General features: G+C 71.9%; 20 protein-coding genes. 9 read left to right on the top strand and 11 right to left on the bottom strand.

All coding sequences use genetic code 11. From position 1 onward, the window contains the following. Positions 1–22: 22 nt before the first annotated feature. On the bottom strand, positions 23–715 hold the full coding sequence (minC, locus tag MOX02_RS06320; RefSeq protein WP_147024958.1) for a septum site-determining protein MinC: 693 nt from the start codon (positions 713–715) through the stop codon (positions 23–25). 452 nt (positions 716–1,167) lie between these two features. Further along, positions 1,168–1,824, bottom strand: coding sequence for a septum site-determining protein MinC (gene minC, locus MOX02_RS06315; protein WP_238178912.1), 657 nt, complete (start codon positions 1,822–1,824; stop codon positions 1,168–1,170). Between the two features lie 483 nt (positions 1,825–2,307). Here minC (MOX02_RS06315) and MOX02_RS06310 point away from each other — a divergent pair, with 483 nt between their 5' ends. The 4 genes from MOX02_RS06310 (at position 2,308) to typA (ending at position 6,606) form a co-directional block, all read left to right on the top strand. Beyond that, on the top strand, positions 2,308–2,607 hold the full coding sequence (locus MOX02_RS06310; protein WP_147024956.1) for an iron transporter: 300 nt from the start codon (positions 2,308–2,310) through the stop codon (positions 2,605–2,607). A 42-nt stretch (positions 2,608–2,649) separates the two neighbouring features. Then, positions 2,650–4,275 (top strand): PepSY-associated TM helix domain-containing protein, encoded by a 1,626-nt coding sequence (locus MOX02_RS06305; protein ID WP_147024955.1) that lies wholly within the window; start codon positions 2,650–2,652, stop codon positions 4,273–4,275. Then, the gene (locus MOX02_RS06300) at positions 4,272–4,619 is read left to right on the top strand and encodes a DUF3325 domain-containing protein (RefSeq protein ID WP_147024954.1); all 348 of its coding nucleotides are present in this window, start codon (positions 4,272–4,274) and stop codon (positions 4,617–4,619) included. The genes MOX02_RS06305 and MOX02_RS06300 overlap by 4 nt, the downstream gene beginning before the upstream one ends. Positions 4,620–4,779: 160 nt before the next feature. Next, positions 4,780–6,606, top strand: a complete 1,827-nt coding sequence (gene typA / locus MOX02_RS06295) for a translational GTPase TypA (protein WP_147024953.1) — start codon at positions 4,780–4,782, stop codon at positions 6,604–6,606. A gap of 20 nt (positions 6,607–6,626) precedes the next feature. On the opposite strand, the gene MOX02_RS31035 is transcribed toward typA, so the two are convergent. The 7 genes from MOX02_RS31035 to MOX02_RS06270 all read right to left on the bottom strand — a co-directional run bounded on the left by MOX02_RS31035 (position 6,627) and on the right by MOX02_RS06270 (position 10,840). Continuing rightward, the gene (locus MOX02_RS31035) at positions 6,627–6,800 is read right to left on the bottom strand and encodes a hypothetical protein (RefSeq protein ID WP_170267699.1); all 174 of its coding nucleotides are present in this window, start codon (positions 6,798–6,800) and stop codon (positions 6,627–6,629) included. Positions 6,801–6,837: 37 nt separating this feature from the next. Continuing rightward, positions 6,838–7,152, bottom strand: coding sequence for a hypothetical protein (locus tag MOX02_RS06290; protein WP_147024952.1), 315 nt, complete (start codon positions 7,150–7,152; stop codon positions 6,838–6,840). Beyond that, positions 7,152–7,481 (bottom strand): hypothetical protein, encoded by a 330-nt coding sequence (locus MOX02_RS06285; protein ID WP_147024951.1) that lies wholly within the window; start codon positions 7,479–7,481, stop codon positions 7,152–7,154. The genes MOX02_RS06290 and MOX02_RS06285 overlap by 1 nt, the downstream gene beginning before the upstream one ends. 63 nt (positions 7,482–7,544) lie before the next feature. Then, a complete protein-coding gene (locus tag MOX02_RS06280; protein WP_147024950.1) occupies positions 7,545–8,813 on the bottom strand; it encodes a DUF2254 domain-containing protein in 1,269 nt (422 codons plus the stop codon). A 62-nt stretch (positions 8,814–8,875) separates the two neighbouring features. Next, positions 8,876–9,853 carry a cysteine synthase A gene (gene cysK / locus MOX02_RS06275; RefSeq protein ID WP_147024949.1) on the bottom strand — a complete coding sequence of 326 codons (978 nt, stop codon included), beginning with the start codon at positions 9,851–9,853 and terminating at the stop codon, positions 8,876–8,878. A gap of 182 nt (positions 9,854–10,035) precedes the next feature. Continuing rightward, complete coding sequence (locus MOX02_RS31030) at positions 10,036–10,209, bottom strand: hypothetical protein (protein ID WP_170267697.1); 174 nt, start codon at positions 10,207–10,209, stop codon at positions 10,036–10,038. Positions 10,210–10,336: 127 nt separating this feature from the next. Further along, positions 10,337–10,840, bottom strand: a complete 504-nt coding sequence (locus MOX02_RS06270) for an META domain-containing protein (protein WP_147024948.1) — start codon at positions 10,838–10,840, stop codon at positions 10,337–10,339. Positions 10,841–11,242: 402 nt separating this feature from the next. Between MOX02_RS06270 and MOX02_RS06265 the strand changes: the two genes are divergently transcribed. After that, positions 11,243–11,518: a helix-turn-helix domain-containing protein gene (locus tag MOX02_RS06265; RefSeq protein WP_147024960.1), complete on the top strand. Its 276-nt coding sequence runs from the start codon at positions 11,243–11,245 to the stop codon at positions 11,516–11,518. Between the two features lie 12 nt (positions 11,519–11,530). Here MOX02_RS06265 and MOX02_RS06260 read toward each other — a convergent pair whose 3' ends face one another. Continuing rightward, positions 11,531–12,772, bottom strand: coding sequence for an NAD(P)/FAD-dependent oxidoreductase (locus MOX02_RS06260; RefSeq protein WP_147024947.1), 1,242 nt, complete (start codon positions 12,770–12,772; stop codon positions 11,531–11,533). Next, positions 12,769–13,734: a LysR family transcriptional regulator gene (locus tag MOX02_RS06255; RefSeq protein WP_147024946.1), complete on the bottom strand. Its 966-nt coding sequence runs from the start codon at positions 13,732–13,734 to the stop codon at positions 12,769–12,771. Before MOX02_RS06255 ends, MOX02_RS06260 begins: the two co-directional genes overlap by 4 nt. Positions 13,735–13,930: 196 nt before the next feature. Here MOX02_RS06255 and MOX02_RS06250 point away from each other — a divergent pair, with 196 nt between their 5' ends. The 4 genes from MOX02_RS06250 to MOX02_RS06235 all read left to right on the top strand — a co-directional run bounded on the left by MOX02_RS06250 (position 13,931) and on the right by MOX02_RS06235 (position 17,507). Next, a complete protein-coding gene (locus MOX02_RS06250; RefSeq protein ID WP_147024945.1) occupies positions 13,931–14,989 on the top strand; it encodes a class 1 fructose-bisphosphatase in 1,059 nt (352 codons plus the stop codon). A 67-nt stretch (positions 14,990–15,056) separates the two neighbouring features. Then, on the top strand, positions 15,057–15,917 hold the full coding sequence (locus MOX02_RS06245) for a phosphoribulokinase (RefSeq protein ID WP_147024944.1): 861 nt from the start codon (positions 15,057–15,059) through the stop codon (positions 15,915–15,917). A 148-nt stretch (positions 15,918–16,065) separates the two neighbouring features. Next, the gene (gene rpe, locus MOX02_RS06240) at positions 16,066–16,752 is read left to right on the top strand and encodes a ribulose-phosphate 3-epimerase (protein ID WP_147024943.1); all 687 of its coding nucleotides are present in this window, start codon (positions 16,066–16,068) and stop codon (positions 16,750–16,752) included. After that, entirely contained in the window at positions 16,746–17,507 is a 762-nt protein-coding gene (locus tag MOX02_RS06235; RefSeq protein WP_147024942.1) for an HAD-IA family hydrolase, read from the top strand. The genes rpe and MOX02_RS06235 overlap by 7 nt, the downstream gene beginning before the upstream one ends. The last annotated feature ends 220 nt before the right edge of the window (positions 17,508–17,727 follow it).

Raw genomic sequence — 17,727 nt, 5'->3', positions numbered from 1 at the left:
CCTTGGACATTCTCGTGACTCCTTAATCCAAGCTTGCCATTTTGATTGCGCCGCCATCGAGCCAGATCTGCGCGGGGCGCCCGCGCAGGCTGGTGCCGATCTCTTCGGCCGTGCGGACGAAGCGATCGATGCCGAGGAGTTCGGGCTCGAACTTGCGGCAGAGGATGCGGGCGCGCGGGTTGCGGGCGGCGCCGGCGATGGCCCTCCCGCGCAGCGCGCCGTAGACGTGGATCGAGCCGCCGGCGAGGATCTCGGCCCCGGAGGAGACCGAGCCCATCACGGTGACGTCCCCGGTCGGGTGCACGACCGACTGGCCGGAGCGCACCGAACCCTCGATCATCAGCGAGGTTGAGGGCGGCGTCTCAGGCTCGGCCGGCACCTCCGGGATCTCGACGGTGCCGACGGGGCGGCCGCCGACGAGGAGAGGCGGGCGGTCGCTCGGCATCGCGGCGGGCTCCGCGCCCTCGACGCCGAGAATTCGGATGCGGCGCAGCCCGAGATCGGTGAGCAGCGCCTGCAGGTCGTCCTTGCCGGGCTTGAGCGCCGCGACGTCGAGGATGACCGCGCGGCCATCGAAGAGCGTCGGGGAGCGCTTCAGCGCGGCGTCGAGATCGGCGAGCCATTCGGCCAGCGGCATCTCGGGCGCCAGGGCCAGGGCCTTGAAGGCTCGGCCGCGGAGCGGAAGGTGTCGGCGGGGAGGAGTCTGGCTGGTCACGGCGGTGAACGATTCCTTACCGGACCATTGACGGCCGATATGGTTACCGAACGGTTAAGATTTTCGCCCGTCCGTTAAAGCAGCGCAGAAAACGCTCAAAGGACGCGTGCCGCCCGGTTTCGCGCTGCCGAACTGCGGATGATGGCGGGCAGAACGAAGGATCCGAACGTTCGTTGATCTTCGATCTGCGGGAGTAATGCCTTCGGCGCACCGATGCAGACGCACTGTACACTTCGATACCGCGCCTGCCTTGGCTCGACGATGCCGCGCGAATCTCGCATCGAGATCGCAGCGCGGCGCGCGCTCCATTATCGAACGTCGGATGGTGATCCGGCGATCCTTGGACGAAGCTTGCCCGCAGGTGAGCGGATTGCATCAAGCGTTGACGAATCAACCGCGCAGTCGGGCGGCGGCTTTCCCATTCCGGGACTGGAGCCGGCTCTCCGAGGCGATCAGTCGAGCTTCGTCACCTTGATGGCGTCCTCGACGAGCCGGGCCTCGATCGCCTGCCCGCGGAGGGTGGGGCCGAGATCGTCGGCCGTGCGGTAGAGGCCGTCGATGGCGATGAGCTCGGGCTCGAAGCGGCGGCAGTAGATGCGCGCCTGCGGGTTGCCGGCGGCCCCCGCGATGGCCCGGCCGCGCAGGGTCCCGTAGACGTGGATCGAGCCGCCGGCGATCACCTCGGCGCCTGATGCCACCGAGCCCATCACGGTGATGTCGCCCTCGAGATGCAGGATCGCCTGGCCCGAGCGCACCGGCGTGTCGAGGATCAGCGAGCGGGCCGGCGCCGGGGGCGCCTCCGGCGGCGGTGGGGCGGGGGCGGCCGGGTCGGGGGCGGCGATGTCGGCGGCGGGGCGCCCACCCGAGAGCGGCGGCGGCAGGCCCTCGCCGAGGATGCCCGGGCCGGCGCCCTCGACGCCGAGGATCGCGATGTCGCGGGCAGCGAGGTCCGCGACGAGCCCGGCGAGCGCCGCCCGGTCAAGGCCGAGGCCCGATACGTCGAGGATCACCGGCCGCCCGGAGAAGAAGGCCGGCGAGCGCCGGGCGAGCGCGTCGAGGTCGCTGAGCCAGTCGGCGACCGGCTGCGTCGGCGCGAGGACCATGGCCATGAAGGAGCGGCCACGGAAGCGGATCGGGGGGCGGGGCGCGGTCTCGGTCAAGGGAATGCCAGAAACGGAGGTGGTGCGGGGCGCGGCGGAAGACCCGGGACGGCCAGGCCACGGCGCGAACCGGGACGGGAGCCTCTCGCGGGACGCCCGCTTGCCGATCGGGATCAAAACAGAATCCCCGACGCGCGGGCGCCGCCGGAAACTCTTAGGCTTCGGACCCATCCGGCTCAAGCTGGGCGAGTGGCGCGGCGGCGGAAACGGCCCTGCCGGGTGCGTGCGGCTCCCTGCCGGCGAGGCGGAATCCGGGGGGGCGTAGTCAAATAAAGGTCTGGTTTTAATCCCGATTTTTGAATTGGAATGATTCCGAAACATAGACATTGCGGCGACGAGCGCCCTCTTGCTACTGCCTGTCCCGCATCTTCGAGAGACGTTTCTCCGATCCCGGCCGCGCGGGCGCGCCGAGGGCCGACAGCAGGGCTGAGCATGGGCCGACCGCACGAGCATCGGGGATTCTCCTACCGCGCCGGCGTCGCCGGCCGCGTCGTGCTCGCGGTGGGCGGCGGCTACGGGCTCGCCGCCCTCCTCACGGCGCTGCTCTCCCTGACGCTGCCCCTGACCCGGGCCGAGGCGGTCGCGGCCGCGACCCTCCCGAGCTTCGCCGTGATGGTCGGGGCGGTGGTGTTCGTGTTCGCGGCCCGCTCCCTCGGCCGCGCGGCCCTCGGCCTCGGCGCCCTGTGCCTCCTCCTCGGGGGAGGGCTCTGGCTCGTCCAGGGGCAGGCCTGATCATGCCGGCGCGGAACCGGCCGACCCCGGAAGGCAGGTAGCATGAGACAGGGATTCCGCCAGTCGATGGCGTGGCTGCACACCTGGTCCGGTCTCGTGGTCGGCTGGGTGCTGTTCGCCGTCTTCGTCACCGGCACGGCGACCTACTACCGCACCGAGATCACGGACTGGATGCGGCCGGAGCTGCGGACCGGCGCGACCTTCGACGCGGGCCGGGCGGCCGATCTCGGTGCCGACTACCTGAAGGCCAAGGCACCGGACGCGGTCGGCTGGTTCATCGGCCTGCCCCAGCCCGACAAGCCCGTGATCGAGGTTCACTGGTGGAAGGACCTCGCCGGCCCCTTCCACCACGCGCTCCTCGATCCAGCGACCGGCGCGCCGACGACGGCGCGGGCGACCCACGGAGGCGATTTCCTCTACCGCTTCCACTTCGAGCTCAACCTGCCGCCCCTGTGGGGGCGCTGGATCGTCGGCATCTGCGCGATGATCCTGCTCGTCTCCCTCGTCTCCGGCATCATCACGCACCGGCGCATCTTCGCGGACTTCTTCACCTTCCGCCGGAACAGGTCCCACCAGCGCGGCTGGCTCGACGCGCACAACGTCACGGGCGTGCTGGCGCTGCCCTTTCACCTGATGATCGCCTACACCGGCATCGTCACCTTCGCGCTGATGTACATGCCCTGGGGCGTCACGGCGGCCTACAAGGGCGACGAGATCCGGTTCTACGTCGAGGCGCAGCTCATGCCCGAGGTGCGGGCGCCCGCGGGCAAGCCCGGCGGCCTCGTGTCGCTGGCCCCCCTCGTGGCGCAGGCGCAGGGCCGCGTTTCCGAGACGCTGGAGCACGTCGCCGTCCACAACCCGGGCGACGCGGCCGCCACCATCGTCGCGATCTTCGAGGAGCCGCACGGCCTCGCGCACCTGCACCCGCAGATCGCCTTCGACGGCGCGAGCGGGGCGGAACTGGGCGCCACCGCCATCGCCAAGCCCGCGACCCAGATCTCGGCCTCGTTCGTGGGCCTGCACGAGGCGCATTTCGCGGGCCCCGCGCTCAAGGCCCTGTTCTTCCTGTGCGGGGTGATGGGCGCGGCGACGATCGCCACGGGCCTCGTGCTCTGGACGGTCGCCCGCCTGCCGAAGCCCGCCGAGCGGCCGGGGCTCGGTTACCGTCTCGTGCGGGCCCTCAACGTCGGCTCGGTGGCGGGCCTGCCTGTGGGGCTCGCCGCCTACTTCCTGGCGAACCGCCTGCTGCCGCTCGGGATCGAGGGCCGGGCCGATCTCGAGGTGCGCGTGTTCTTCGGGGCCTGGGCCTGCATCGCCGTGGCGGCCCTCCTGCGCCCCCACCTGGCGGCGTGGCGCGAAGCCTTCGGCCTCGCGAGCCTCCTCTTCCTCGCCGTGCCGGCAGTGAGCGCCCTGACCACCGGCCACCATCCCTTCGACGGCGAGGCCCGCTTCCTCGGCTTCGACGCCGCGATGCTGGCGACCGGCCTTCTCCTCGCCGTCGCCGCGTACCAGGCCGGACGCGACCGGGCTCCGCGGCGCGGCGAGGCCGCGGAGCCGCTTCCCGGCCCGCGCCCGGCCGCGCATCGGCCATCCGCCGCTCTCCCGCCCACCGCCCTCCCGCCGAAGCGGGCCGCTTCCGGCGCCGAAGAGGTTCGCCGCCGCGCATGACGCCCCTCGTCCTCACCCTCAACCTGACCCTGAGCTTCGCCGCTCTCGCGGCGCTGGCGCTCAGCCTCGACCGCCACCACCGCGACGCGTTCCTGACCCGCGCCCCGAGGGCCCGCGCCCGGACCCTGCGCCTCGCCGGCTGGGCCGGCATCCTTGCCTCGCTCGCCGTCGCGGTGGCGTTCGAGGGCTGGAACTTCGGGCCGGTGCAGTGGATCGGCGCGCTCACCGGCGCCGCCCTCCTCGTCGTCGTGCTGCTCTCCTACCGGCCCCGCTGGCTGCGTCCGGCCGCGCTCGCGGCCCTGCCGCTGGCGCTCGTCGCCCTGCCCTTCGCCCTGCGGGGATAAGAGGTCCTCGTCGGTCCGGGAGGGCGGTCCATGCGTCCGGCCCCTTGCCGGATGCGCGCGCACCTTCTATTGCAACGCAACAGCTCGAACCCGTACCCGGCGTGGCCGGCCGCCCTCCGCGGCCCGCCCCGTGACGGGTTCTACCCGCTTCGGATACCCCATGAAGCTGCGCAACATCGCCATCATCGCCCACGTCGACCACGGCAAGACGACGCTCGTCGACAAGCTGCTCCAGCAGTCCGGCACCTTCCGCGAGAACCAGCGGGTCGAGGAGCGGGCGATGGACTCGAACGACCTCGAGAAGGAGCGCGGCATCACCATCCTGGCCAAGGCGACCTCCGTCGTCTGGAAGGACACCCGCGTCAACATCGTCGATACGCCCGGCCACGCCGATTTCGGCGGCGAGGTGGAGCGCATCCTGTCGATGGTCGACGGCGTGATCGTGCTGGTCGACGCGGCCGAGGGGCCTATGCCGCAGACCAAGTTCGTGGTCGGCAAGGCCCTCAAGATCGGGCTGCGCCCGATCGTCGCCATCAACAAGGTCGACCGGCCGGACGCGCGCATCAACGAGGTGGTCAACGAGGTCTTCGACCTGTTCGCCGCTCTCGACGCCACCGACGAGCAGCTCGACTTCCCGATCCTCTACGGTTCGGGCCGCAACGGCTGGATGGCGACCTCGCCGGACGCCTCGCCGGACGTCGGCCTCGAGCCGCTCTTCGACCTCGTGCTGCAGCACGTGCCGCAGGCCAGGACCGAGGAGGGCCCGTTCCGGATGCTCGGCACGCTGCTCGAGGCGAACCCCTTCCTCGGGCGTATCGTCACCGGCCGCATCGCCTCGGGCACCGTGAAGCCGAACCAGTCGATCAAGGTGCTCGACCGCTCGGGCAAGGTGGTGGAGACCGGGCGCGTCTCGAAGATCCTCGCCTTCCGCGGCCTCGAGCGCCAGCCGATCGACGTCGGCGAGGCGGGCGACATCGTCTCGATCGCCGGCCTCGTGAAGGGCACGGTGGCCGACACCTTCTGCGACCCGCAGGTCGACACCCCGATCCAGGCGCAGCCGATCGATCCGCCGACCGTGACGATGTCCTTCATCGTCAACGACAGCCCGCTCGCCGGCACCGAGGGCGACAAGGTGACGAGCCGCATGATCCGCGACCGCCTGTTCAAGGAGGCGGAGGGCAACGTCACGCTGCGGATCGAGGAGGCGGCCGACAAGGATTCCTTCTACGTCTCGGGCCGGGGCGAGTTGCAGCTCGCCATCCTGATCGAGACCATGCGCCGCGAGGGCTTCGAGATCGCCGTCTCGCGCCCGCGCGTCGTCTTCGAGAAGGACGAGGACGGCGACCTCCTGGAGCCCGTCGAGGAGGTGGTGATCGACGTGGACGAGGAGCATTCCGGCGTCGTCGTCCAGAAGATGTCCGAGCGGAAGGCCGAGATGCTGGAGATGCGGCCCTCGGGCGGCGACCGGCTGCGGCTCGTGTTCCACGCGCCCACCCGCGGCCTCATCGGCTACCAGGGTGAGCTGATGACGGACACCCGCGGCACCGCGATCATGAACCGGCTGTTCAAGGCCTACGAGTCTTACAAGGGCGAGATTCCCGGGCGCCGCAACGGCGTGCTGATCTCGAACGACAAGGGCGAGGCCGTGGCCTACGCCATGTGGAACCTGGAGGATCGCGGGCCGATGATGATCGAGCCCGGCTGGAAGGTCTATCAGGGCATGATCATCGGCGAGCACAACCGCGAGAACGATCTCGAGGTGAACGTGCTCAAGGGCAAGAAGCTGACGAACATCCGCACCACCTCGAAGGACGAGGCCGTGCGGCTGACGCCCCCGATCAAGATGACGCTCGAGAAGTCGCTCGCCTGGATCCAGGACGACGAGCTCGTCGAGGTCACGCCGAAGTCGATCCGCCTGCGCAAGACGGTCCTCGATCCGAACGACCGCAAGCGCGCCGAGCGCGCGAAGGAGACGCTGAGCGCCTGAGGGATCGCGGCGTCCGGCGCCTAGCCGGCGCCCGGATCCGCCTCGTCCTCGCGGTCGGACCCGCCCGCGAGGCCGGGCTTGCCCTCCGTCTTCTCGCTCGGGTCCTTGACCGCGTCCGGCGCGGCGTTGGCCGGCTTGTCCGCGGAGGGTCGCTCCCTCGCGTCAGGGTCGTCGCTGCGCTTCCCGTCCGTCATGGCTCGTCTCCCCCGGGGGCTGCCTCCCCGTCGATCCTCAGCGGGCCTCGCGCTCGGGTTTCGAGCCGCCGCCCGCGACCTTCCGATCCGCCTCCGGCCCGCGGGAAGCCTGCTGGTCGGAGTGGCCGGCCGAGGAGCCTCCGGGCGTCGGCGGGGCGCGCCCCGGCTCGCCGCCGCCCTCGGACCAGTCCTGCCCCCGTTCGGCATCGGAGCGACCGCCCGGTCCGGCACCGGTGATCGCCGCCTGCTCCGGCGTCTGGTGGCCGCCGCCCGCGGCGGGGCCGCCCCGGCTGCCGACATCGGCGTCCGGCTTGCGGGTGACGGTCTCGGTCGGGATGCTGTCGCCGCCCATCAGCGCTTCCCGTCGTCCTGGCCGACCGCCGCGGTGGCGCGCTCGATCGCCTCGTCGGCCTTCGCGTCCGGTCCCTCGCCGCCGCGGATGCGGCGCAGGTTCTCCGGCGGGGTCTCCGCCTCGGTCGCGTCGGTGGCATCCTGGCGCGGCAGGCCGCTCGCCAGCCGCGCGCTCTCCGCCTGCCCGGAAGGATCGCTGCGCAGGTCGCGCTGCGTGCGAGCGGATACGCCGACATCGAGGGGCGAGTCGCCGCCGAGATCCTGGCCGTTGCGGTCGGCGTAGGCGTCGAAGTCCTTGAGCGACTCGCGGTCGCGCTTCTGCTCCGTCATGGCGGATCTCCGTCTGTCCCGTCAGATGTTGCGGGACAACCCGGGGCGGCGGCGGGGGTTGCGTCAGGCCGGCGTCGCGCCCGTCTCGCGCCCGACCAGCGCGTGGGCCGCCTCGACCGCGGCCACGTCGTCCGGACGCGCGAGGGCCGCGCGGGCGCGCTCCAGGGCGCGGTCGGACTGGGTGCGGGCGACCGCCCTCATCTCGGGGCCGCCCACCGCGTGCAGGGCGGCGAGGGCCTTCTGCAGCCGGATGCCGACCTCGACATGGCCGGCGCCGTAGCGGGCGATGGCGCCGAAGCCGTCCTCGAACAGCTCGGCGGCGCTGTCGTCGTGCATCAGCAGCCGCGGGTAGGGCGCCTCTTCGGGTGCCGCGTCGCGGCGCTCGGCCCAGCCGATCAGGACGCGGACCAGGGTGCCGATCACGTCGATCACGGTGCCGGGATCGTTGATGGCCGAGGACAGGGCGCGGGCGGTGACCTCGGACAGGACGATGACGCCGAAGCGCGGGTCGTTGGCGAAGCTGCGCCGCCCCCCGATCGTGAACGAGGCGGCGAGGGCTTGGAGGTCCGTGTCCCTGCCGGCCCCTGCGACCGCCACGAGCGCCTGCCCCGCATGAACGAAGCTGCCCGGCCGCACGGCGAGATGGAGGGTGAGGCCGCCCGCCTCGGCGAGGCGGTGGAGCGCGCCCGCGTCGATGTGCTGGACGTAGCCCGTGGCCGCGGACCCGACGACGGGCGCGCCCGGCGGAGGCGGCTGCCAAGGCCGGCCGCCGAGATGGGGCTCGGCCGCCCGCCGGCGGATCGCCGCGTAGGCCGCGGCCTCGATGCGGTCGATCGTACTCTCCACCTGCCCGAGATGGGCGAGGTGCTCGACCCAGCGCACCAGGGTGATCACCACGAGCGCGATGACGACGAGGGTGACGCCGAACAGGATGACGCGGCCCTGCTCGCCGTAGACGTCGGTCTTGAGGGCGATGAGGCCGACGACGCCGAACAGGAAGGCACCGACGAAAGTGGCGACGGCGTTCTGCGCCCGGCTGTCCTGCATCAGCAGGTTCACCGCCCGCGGCGTCACGGTGCTGGTGACCGTCGCGTAGGCCTGCACCATCGTGGCGAGGGAGAAGGTGGCGACCGGCAGCATGCCGCCGGCCAGGATCGAGAGGATCTCGTCGACGGCCTCGGACCCGATCGTCCCGGCGAGGGTCGTCGGGATCAGCGGCGCGAAGAAGGCCGAGGCGAGTGCCGCCAGCACGCCGCCCAGGCTGAACAGGGCGACGCGCAGCCACGGCCGCCGGGCGGCGGTCTGGAGGCGGAACAGCCAGGCGGCGGACATGGGCGTGGGAACGGCGTCTCGGGGCGCGGCCGGTCGCGCCGGCACCGCGCCCCGAACCCGGCTCAGATGCCCTCGAACAGGGCCGACGAGATGTAGCGCTCGGCGAACGAGCAGGCGACCGTGACGATGCGCTTGCCCTTGAACTCGGGTCGGCTCGCCACTTCCAGCGCCGCGGCGACGTTGCCGCCGGTGGAGATGCCGCCCGGGATACCTTCCAGGCGCCCGAGCAGGCGGGCCGTCTCGAAGGCGGTCTGATTCGAGACCGTGAGGACCTCGTCGATCACCGAGCGATCGAGGATGCCCGGCACGAAGCCGGCGCCGATGCCCTGGATCTTGTGCGGGCCGGGCTGGCCGCCGGACAGGACCGGGGAATCCTCGGGCTCGACCGCGATCACGCGCAGGTTCGGCTGGCGCGGCTTCAGCACCTGGCCGACGCCCGTGATGGTGCCGCCGGTGCCGACGCCGGCCACGAAGGCGTCGATCTGGCCGTTCGTGTCGTTCCAGATCTCCTCCGCGGTGGTCTTGCGGTGGATCTCGGGGTTGGCCGGGTTCTCGAACTGCTGGGGCATCACGGCGCCGGGGATCTCGCGCAGCAGTTCCTCGGCCTTGGCGATGGCGCCCTTCATGCCCTGCGGACCGGGGGTGAGGGCGAGTTCGGCGCCGAGGAAGGCGAGCATCTTGCGACGCTCCAGCGACATCGTCTCGGGCATGACGAGGATGAGGCGGTAGCCGCGGGCGGCGGCCACGAAGGCGAGCGCGATGCCGGTGTTGCCCGAGGTCGGCTCCACGAGAGTCCCGCCGGGCTTCAGACGGCCAGAGGCTTCGAGCGCGTCGATCATGTTCACGCCGATGCGATCCTTGACGCTGGCGATCGGGTTGAAGAACTCGAGCTTCAGCAGGATCTCGGCGTCGATGCCGCGCTCCTTCGGCAGGCGGTTCAGGCGCACCAGCGGGGTATTGCCGATGGTCTCGGTGATCGAGCCGAAGACGCGGCCGTGGCCCGGCTTGCCGGAGGGGGACGAAACAGCGGAATCGGCCATGGACTTCTCCTGAGCGGCAGTGTTCGCGATCAACGCCGCGCGCGGGCGGCGGCTGCCGTCAGGAGGGACGCGTAACCGAATTCCCGGAACGCGTCGAGGTATATTGTAATCTACAATACTGATCTGTTGTTTATGGGCGCGGCGACGTGCCGGCGGGCTCCACCGACGCGGATGCGGCCGGTTCAGACCATGCCGAGGCGTAAGGAAAGCAGGGCGAGGGTGCCGAGCAGCGCAGTGCCCACCGCGATCCAGGCGGCGCCGGGGTGGAAGCCGCCTGGGGCGGAGTAGCGGGCCGCGACGCGCGCGCCCGGCCGCTCGACGGCCCTGCCGGCCCGAAACCCGATGATCTGACGCATGCGCCGCCCCGTCCCTCGATTGGGACGGAGCAGGCACCGGAGAGCCTCAAGCCCGGGTGAATCCCCAGGGCCTCCAAGGGGTGCGACCCGCGAACGTGGTCAACGGGCCCTTAAAGACGCCGGGGCGTTAGAGCGAGCGCTCGAGGCGCAGCTCGCCGTTCTGGCTCTTGATCACGAGCTGGGAGCCGACGAGGTCCCAGGTGCCCGCGGTGCGCAGCGCCGACAGGAAAGCCTGCTCGGAGGCCACGAGGCCCTTGTCGCAGGACTTCTTGGTGATCGCGAGCGGGCCCACCGCGAGATGCTGCTCCCGCAGGGGGAAGGCGGTGGCCGCGAAGGTGTTGCAGCCGCCGTAGCCGCGGGCGCGGTACTGCTTGTCGATGATGAAGCTCGGCCGGTCGCCGCCGCCGAAGGGCTTGCCGTTCAGGCTCACCGCCGTCCAGGTCGCGTCGAGAGGGAAGATCTTCTCGGTCGGCTTCGCGGACGGGATGTACTGCGGCTGCTTCTCCTCGCCGCCCGGCCGGCGGTTCGCCTTGCCGAAGCCGGTCACTCCCTGAGCCTGCGCATCCGTCGCCGCGGTCGTCGCCCCGGCCGCGACGGCGCAGGCCAGCGCGGCGATCCAAATCGCTCTCATCGTCTGGCCCCCATCTCTCGCGTGCATCGCGTGGTTTCTGGTCCTCGGTCCCGCCCGTGGCCGGTCCCGCCGCACGCCGGCGGTGGCTGGGCGCCAACCAAGTTTGGCACCGGGCCGAAGCCCTTTCCCGAGACGTGCGAGAGGCCCCATCCGATAAGATTTCAGCACAAATATGGTCAAGCGGGCCGGAACGGAGGTTTTTCGGCCGTCCCCGGTAAAGCGCCGGGCCTGAGGAGGGCACCGGACCGTGCGGGAAACGAACCCGCCGTCTCGGCCGTTGTCGAGGGCGGCGGACGACGGCTCTCGCGGCCGATCCGAACCGCCGCCCAGCATCGCGAACGAGGAGGACGCATCGTGACCGGATCGGACGAGGGCCAGCAGAGCGGTCAGGTCTCCGCCTCGATGAGCGCGGCCCAGTCGCGCGCGGCGCGCGGCCTTCTCGGCTGGTCGGAGGCGGACCTCGCGGCCAAGGTCGGGCTCGACGTGTCCTTCGTGCGGAGCTTCGAGGCGAGCCAGTGCGACCCGGCGCCGGGCCAGGTCGACGCCCTGCGCAGCGCCCTCATGCGGGCGGGCGCGGTCTTCACGAACGGGGATTGTCCGGGGGTGCGGCTGGAGCGCCGCGACGCGCCCGACGAGGGGACCCGCCTCGGCGACCTCACCACCGAGAACGATCGATGAGGCGGCGTCCGCTCAGCCGCGGGCGGTCGCCAGCGCCTTGAGGTCGAGGCCGGGATCGGCCGCCTGCTCGGGCGTGAGCGGCGTGCCCGCGGCGAGGAGGCGGCGGGCGACCATGTGGTCGGCGGCGCGGTTCACCGATTCCACCGCCCGCAGGATGCCGCCGCGGAAGCGGAACACCGAGAAGGCGTCGCCCGAGCCGCGCAGGACGCTCGCGTCGTCCGGGCCGGCGAGACCCGCGATCTGCAGTTTGTGGCGGCCCTGGTCGCTCCAGAACCAGGGCACAGCGCCGTAGGGAGCCGGCCGGCCGGCGAGGCGGGCCGCGAGGCAGCGCCCCTGGTCGATCGCGTTCTGCACCGATTCGATCCGCACCGTGTCGTCGCGGCCGAGCCCCGTCGCGAAGGCGGAGGGGAAGCGGGCGCAGTCTCCGAGCGCCGAGATCGCCGGATCCTCCGTCGCCAGGAAGGCGTCGACCCGAACGCCGTCGGCGACCGCCAGCCCGGCCTCGGCGGCGAGTTCCGCGTTCGGCACGACGCCGATGCCGACGAGGATGAGGTCCGCGGGCAGCACGTCGCCCTCCGCGAGCCGGACCCCGGTCGCGCGGCCGTCCGTGCCCTCGATCGCCGTGACGCCGGCCGAGAAGGCGAAGCGCACGCCCCAGCCCTCGTGGGCAGCCCGGAAGAACGCCCCGGTCTCGGCCGAGACCGCCCGCGCCATCGGCCGGGCCGCGGCCTCGATCACGGTGACGGCGAGCCCGTGCGCCGCGGCGACCGCGGCGAATTCCAGGCCGATGAAGCCCGCGCCCACCACGACGACGCGCTCCGCCGCGCCGATCGCCTCCCTGAGCCTGTCCGCATCCGCGAGGCCGCGGAGCTGGCGGACGCCCGCGAGGTCGGCGCCCGGCACCGGCAGGTCCCGGTTGCGCGCGCCGGTGGCGAGGACGAGGTGGTCGTAGGGCAGGCTCTCGCCGTCCGCGAGGATCAGGCGCCGGGCGTCCCGGTCGATCCGCGCCGCGCGGGTGCCGGGCCGGTGCGCGATGCGGTGCTCGGCGAGGTAGCTCGCCGGCCGCAGGTTCAGGCCCTCCGCATCGGTCTTGCCCGCGAGATACGCTTTCGAAAGGGGCGGGCGCTGGTAGGGCAGGCCCGGCTCGTCGCCGATCAGCACGACCGGGTCGGCGTAGCCGGCCTCGCGCAGGGAGGCCGCCACCTGGAAGCCCGCCTGTCCGCCACCGACGATGAGGGTGCCGGCAGCGCTCACGCGCGGGCCTCGGCGCGCGGCTCCGCCGCGGACCTCGCGGTCTCGGCCGCCTCCAGGCCCGGCAGCCAGCGGGCGCCGTCCTGCATCAGGTATTCCCAGAAGGCGCGGGCGGCGGGGCTCAGCACCTTGTCGGCCCGGCGCACCGCGTACCAGTCCCGCCGGATCGGCAGGCCCTGCACGTCGAGGGTGACGAGGCGGCCCGATTCCACCTCCGCCGCCACGGTGTGGGCGGAGAGGAGCGCGATGCCGAGGCCCGCCATCACGGCCTGCTTGATGGTCTCGTTCGAGCCGGAATCGATGCCGAGCTTCGCCCGCTTGATGATGACGCCGCTCATGAACTCCTCGAACACCGTGCGGGTGCCCGAGCCCTCCTCGCGCACGAGGAACGATTCCTCCGCGAGGTCGGCCCGGGTCAGCCCGGTCCGCCCCGCCAGGGCGTTCGATGGGCCGGCGATCAGCACGATCGGGTGCGGCCCGAAGATCTCCGCCTCGATCGCGAAGTCGCGCGGCGGCCGGCCCATGATGGCGAAATCGATCTCGTAGTTGCGCAGGGCCTCCACCGTGCTGCCGCGGTTGCCCACCGAGAGGTTGATCTCGACGCCCGGATAGCGCTGGACGAAGCCGGCGATCACCTGCGGCGCGAAGTACTTGGCCGTCGAGACCACGCCCATCGTCACGCGGCCGCCGCCACCGCCCTTCAGGGTGCGCAGGCGGTCCGTGCAGGTCTCCAGCACCGTGTTGATGCTGTCGATCGCCCACAGCATCTCGCGGCCGGCATCGGTCGGCTTGAGGCCGGTCGGCGTCCGGTCGAAGAGCAGGAGGCCCGCCTCCTCCTCGAGCTGTCGGATGCGGGCGTAGAGCGCGGCGGAGGTGACGTTCAGCTCCTGCGCGGCCCGGGTCATGGTGCCGAGGCGGGCGACGGCGGCTACGGCCTGGAGTTGTTTCAGCGACAGGTTGCGCATGTCATGGTTCTAGTTTTTTTGTAGAGGCTCGCAAGTTTTTTTAGAATTCTTTCCCGCCCGGAGTGCGAGCCCCTGGCGTCGCGGCGGAGGCGGGCGGTATCATGCGGGCGCCTTCGCGGCTATGGGTTCGGTCGCGGGCGGGGGCGACGCGGGACGCGGCCCATGGGCCGCGATGCAGAGGAAGGACGAACATCCGATGGCGACGGGAGGATCATGGGCGGTCGGTTCGCGGCTCGATGACTGCTTGGCGCAGGCGGTGGCCGCGGAGTCCGGCCTCGCGGACGTCGCCGCCGTCGTCGCGGCGATCGCGGGCGCCGCGATCGACATCAGCGAGGTGATCGGCCGCGGCGCGCTCGCGGGTGACCTCGCGGCGACCGGGGAGCAGAACAGCGACGGCGACGTCCAGAAGGCCCTCGACGTGATCGCCCACCAGCGCGTCACCGAGGCGCTGCAGGCCGCGCCCGTCGCCGAGGTCGCCTCCGAGGAGGCCGAGGACGTGATGCGCCTCAACCCCGGAGCGCCGCTCGCCGTCGCCATCGACCCGCTCGACGGCTCGTCGAACATCGGCGTCAACATGGCGGTGGGCACGATCTTCGGGATCCGCCCGGCCGCGCCGGGCGCCACGGGCCACGAATCCTTCACCACACCCGGCACCGCGCAGCTCGCGGCCGGCTTCGTGACCTACGGGCCGGCCACCGCCCTCGTCCTGACCCTCGGCGAGGGCACCCAGATCTTCGTGCTCGACCGCTCGGAGCGCGCCTTCCGGCTGACTCATCCGAGCCTCGACGTGCCGGTCTCGGCCAAGGAATACGCGATCAACGCCTCGAATGCCCGCCACTGGGACACGCCGATCAGGTCCTTCGTCGAGGATTGCCTGCGCGGCACCGAGGGCCCGCGCGACAAGGACTTCAACATGCGCTGGCTCGGCTCGCTGGTGGCCGACGCGCAGCGGGTGCTGATGCGCGGCGGCGTGTTCCTCTACCCCGGCGACAACCGCAAGGGCTACGCGCAGGGCCGGCTGCGCCTCCTCTACGAGGCAGCCCCCATCGCCATGCTGATGGAGCAGGCGGGCGCGGGCGCCACCGACGGGGAGCGCCGCATCCTCGACATCGAGGCGACGGGCATCCACGAGCGCGTGCCCCTGGTGTTCGGCTCGCAGGAGGAGGTCGCCTGCGTCGCCAAGTATTTCGGCGGCCGCAACCACGCCGCCGGGCGCTCGCCGCTGTTCGGCCAGCGCGGCCTGATGCGGGGCTGAGCGTGCCGCGCCGAAGCAAGGCGGCGCCGTCGGTTCCGTCCGAGTAGAGTAGCGTCGAACAGCCCAGATGTCCGCCCGCCATCCCATCATCTCGGTGACCGGCTCCTCGGGGGCCGGGACCACCTCGGTCCGCAACACCTTCGAGCAGATCTTCCGCCGCGAGGACGTGAGCGCCGTCTACATCGAGGGCGACGCCTTCCACGCCTTCGACCGGGAGACGATGCGCACGATGATGGCGGCCGAGCCGACGCTCAGCCACTTCGCCCCGCGCGCCAACCTGCTGCCGGACCTGGAGGAGGTGTTCCGCACCTACGGCGAGTCGGGCAGCGGCCGCACCCGGCACTACGCCCACGACGCCGCGGACGCGGCGAAGTTCGGCACTCCGCCCGGGACCTTCAGCCCCTGGGAGGATTTCCCGCCGGGCTCCGACCTGCTCTTCTACGAGGGGCTGCACGGCTGCGTCGTCAACGAGAGCGTCGACATCGCCCGCTACGCCGACCTCAAGATCGGCGTGGTGCCGGTGATCAACCTCGAATGGATCCAGAAGCTGCACCGGGACCGCTCGTTCCGCGGCTACTCCACCGAGGCCGTCACGGACGTGATCCTGCGCCGGATGCCCGACTACGTGCAGACGATCTGCCCGCAATTCTCCTGGACGGACATCAACTTCCAGCGGGTCCCGACGGTCGACACCTCGAACCCCTTCATCGCCCGCTGGATCCCGACCGCCGACGAGTCGATGGTGGTGATCCGCTTCAAGGACCCGAAAGGGATCGATTTCTCCTACCTCGTCTCGATGATCCACGACAGCTTCATGAGCCGGGCGAATTCCATCGTGATCCCCGGCGGCAAGCTCGACCTCGCCATGCAGCTCATCCTCACGCCGATCATCATGCAGCTCGTCGAGCGCCGCCGCCGCCTCGCCTGACCCTGAGGCGGGGCAGGGAGATCGCCGGAGGGCGAGCATCCCGACCCGTTGAATGTCCTGTCGGAAGCCGGCTCAGGCACTATATCGCGGTGCAACAGAGCCGACCGGACCGGACGCTGACCAGGATACCAAGGACCCCGCCGTTCCCATGACGAGCCCCATCATCGCGCCCTCGATCCTCTCGGCCGATTTCGCCAAGCTCGGCGAGGAGGTGCGGGCCGTGGACGCGGCCGGCGCCGACTGGATCCACCTCGACGTGATGGACGGGCACTTCGTGCCGAACCTCACCTTCGGCCCTCCGGTGATCAAGGCCCTGCGCAAGCACTCGCGGAAGGTCTTCGACGTGCACCTGATGATCGCGCCGGCCGATCCCTATCTCGCCGCCTTCGCGGAGGCCGGCGCCGACGTCATCACCGTCCACGCCGAGGCGGGCCCCCACGTCCACCGCTCGCTGCAGACCATCCGCGGCCTCGGGCGGCGGGCCGGCCTCGCCCTCAACCCCGGCACCCCGGCGGCCGCGGTCGAGCCCGTGCTCGACATGGTGGACCTCGTCCTCGTCATGACGGTGAACCCGGGCTTCGGCGGCCAGAGCTTCATCGGCAGCGCGCTGGAGACCGTGGCGCGGGTCAAGGCGATGACGGCGGGGCGCGGCATCGACATCGAGGTCGACGGCGGCATCGGTCCGGAGACGGTCGGCCGGGCCGCGGCCGCGGGCGCCAACGTCTTCGTGGCCGGCAACGCCGTGTTCCGGGACGGGCCCGAGCACTACGCGCGCCACATCGCGGCGATCCGCGCGGGCGCGGATTCCGCCGGCGGGAGCACCCTGTCGTGTTGAGGGCCCTGATCTTCGACGTCGACGGGACGCTGGCCGAGACCGAGGACCTGCACCGGCAGGCCTTCAACCGCGCCTTCGGAACCCTCGGTCTGCCCTGGCGCTGGGAGCCGCCCCTCTACGCCGACCTCTTGGAGGTTATGGGCGGCAAGGAGCGCCTCCTCCACTACATCGAGACCTTCCACCCGGACGAGGCGGCGGCGCTGCGCGGCCGGATGCCGGAGATCCACGACCTCAAGACGCGCCTCTACGGCGATCTCGTGGAGAGCGGCGCGCTGGGGCTGCGCCCCGGCATCGCCCGCCTGATGGCGGAGGCCCGCGCCGAGGGCGTGAAGCTCGCGGTCGCGACCACGACGAGCCGGCCGAACGTCGACCGGCTGATCCAGGTCAATTTCCCCGAAGGCGAGGGGCCCTTCGACGTGATCGCCTCGGGCGACGAGGCTGCCCGCAAGAAGCCCGCACCGGACATCTTCGAGCTGGCGCTGCGCCGGCTCGGGGTGGCGGCCTCCGAGGCGGTCGCCTTCGAGGATTCCGCCGCGGGCATCCGCTCGGCCCTCGACGCGGGCCTGCCCGTGATCGCGACCCGCAGCCGCTACACGGAGCGCCACCGCCTCGACGGGGCGTTCTCGGCGGTCTCGGACCTCGGTGAGCCGGTCTCGCCCCACCACCACATCGGCGGCCTCGCGTGGCCGGGCGGCGTGGTGACCCTGACGGCCCTCAAGGAGTGGCACGCCCGCCGGGAGGAGGCGGCGGCCTGAGCCGGTCGGGCCGGTCCTCCGGCGGGTCCTCCCCGTAGGCCCTGCGCGGCCAAAGCGTCGCGCCCGCGAGCGCGCCGAGAAGGGCCGCGAGGCCGAGGCGGATCCGGCGGCCCCCGGATCCGGACCGCCGTTCCGGGGCCGCCGCCCCGCTGCCGCGGCCGACCCGATCCATTCCGCTCCGAGTGTCCATGGCTCGCGTTGCCTCCCGGCCGGACGCCGG

The sequence above is a fragment of the Methylobacterium oxalidis genome, assembly GCF_007992195.1.
Lineage (GTDB): Bacteria > Pseudomonadota > Alphaproteobacteria > Rhizobiales > Beijerinckiaceae > Methylobacterium > Methylobacterium oxalidis.
The sequence above is the reverse complement of the archived record's forward strand: the minus strand, read 5'-3'. Positions and strand labels throughout refer to the sequence as shown.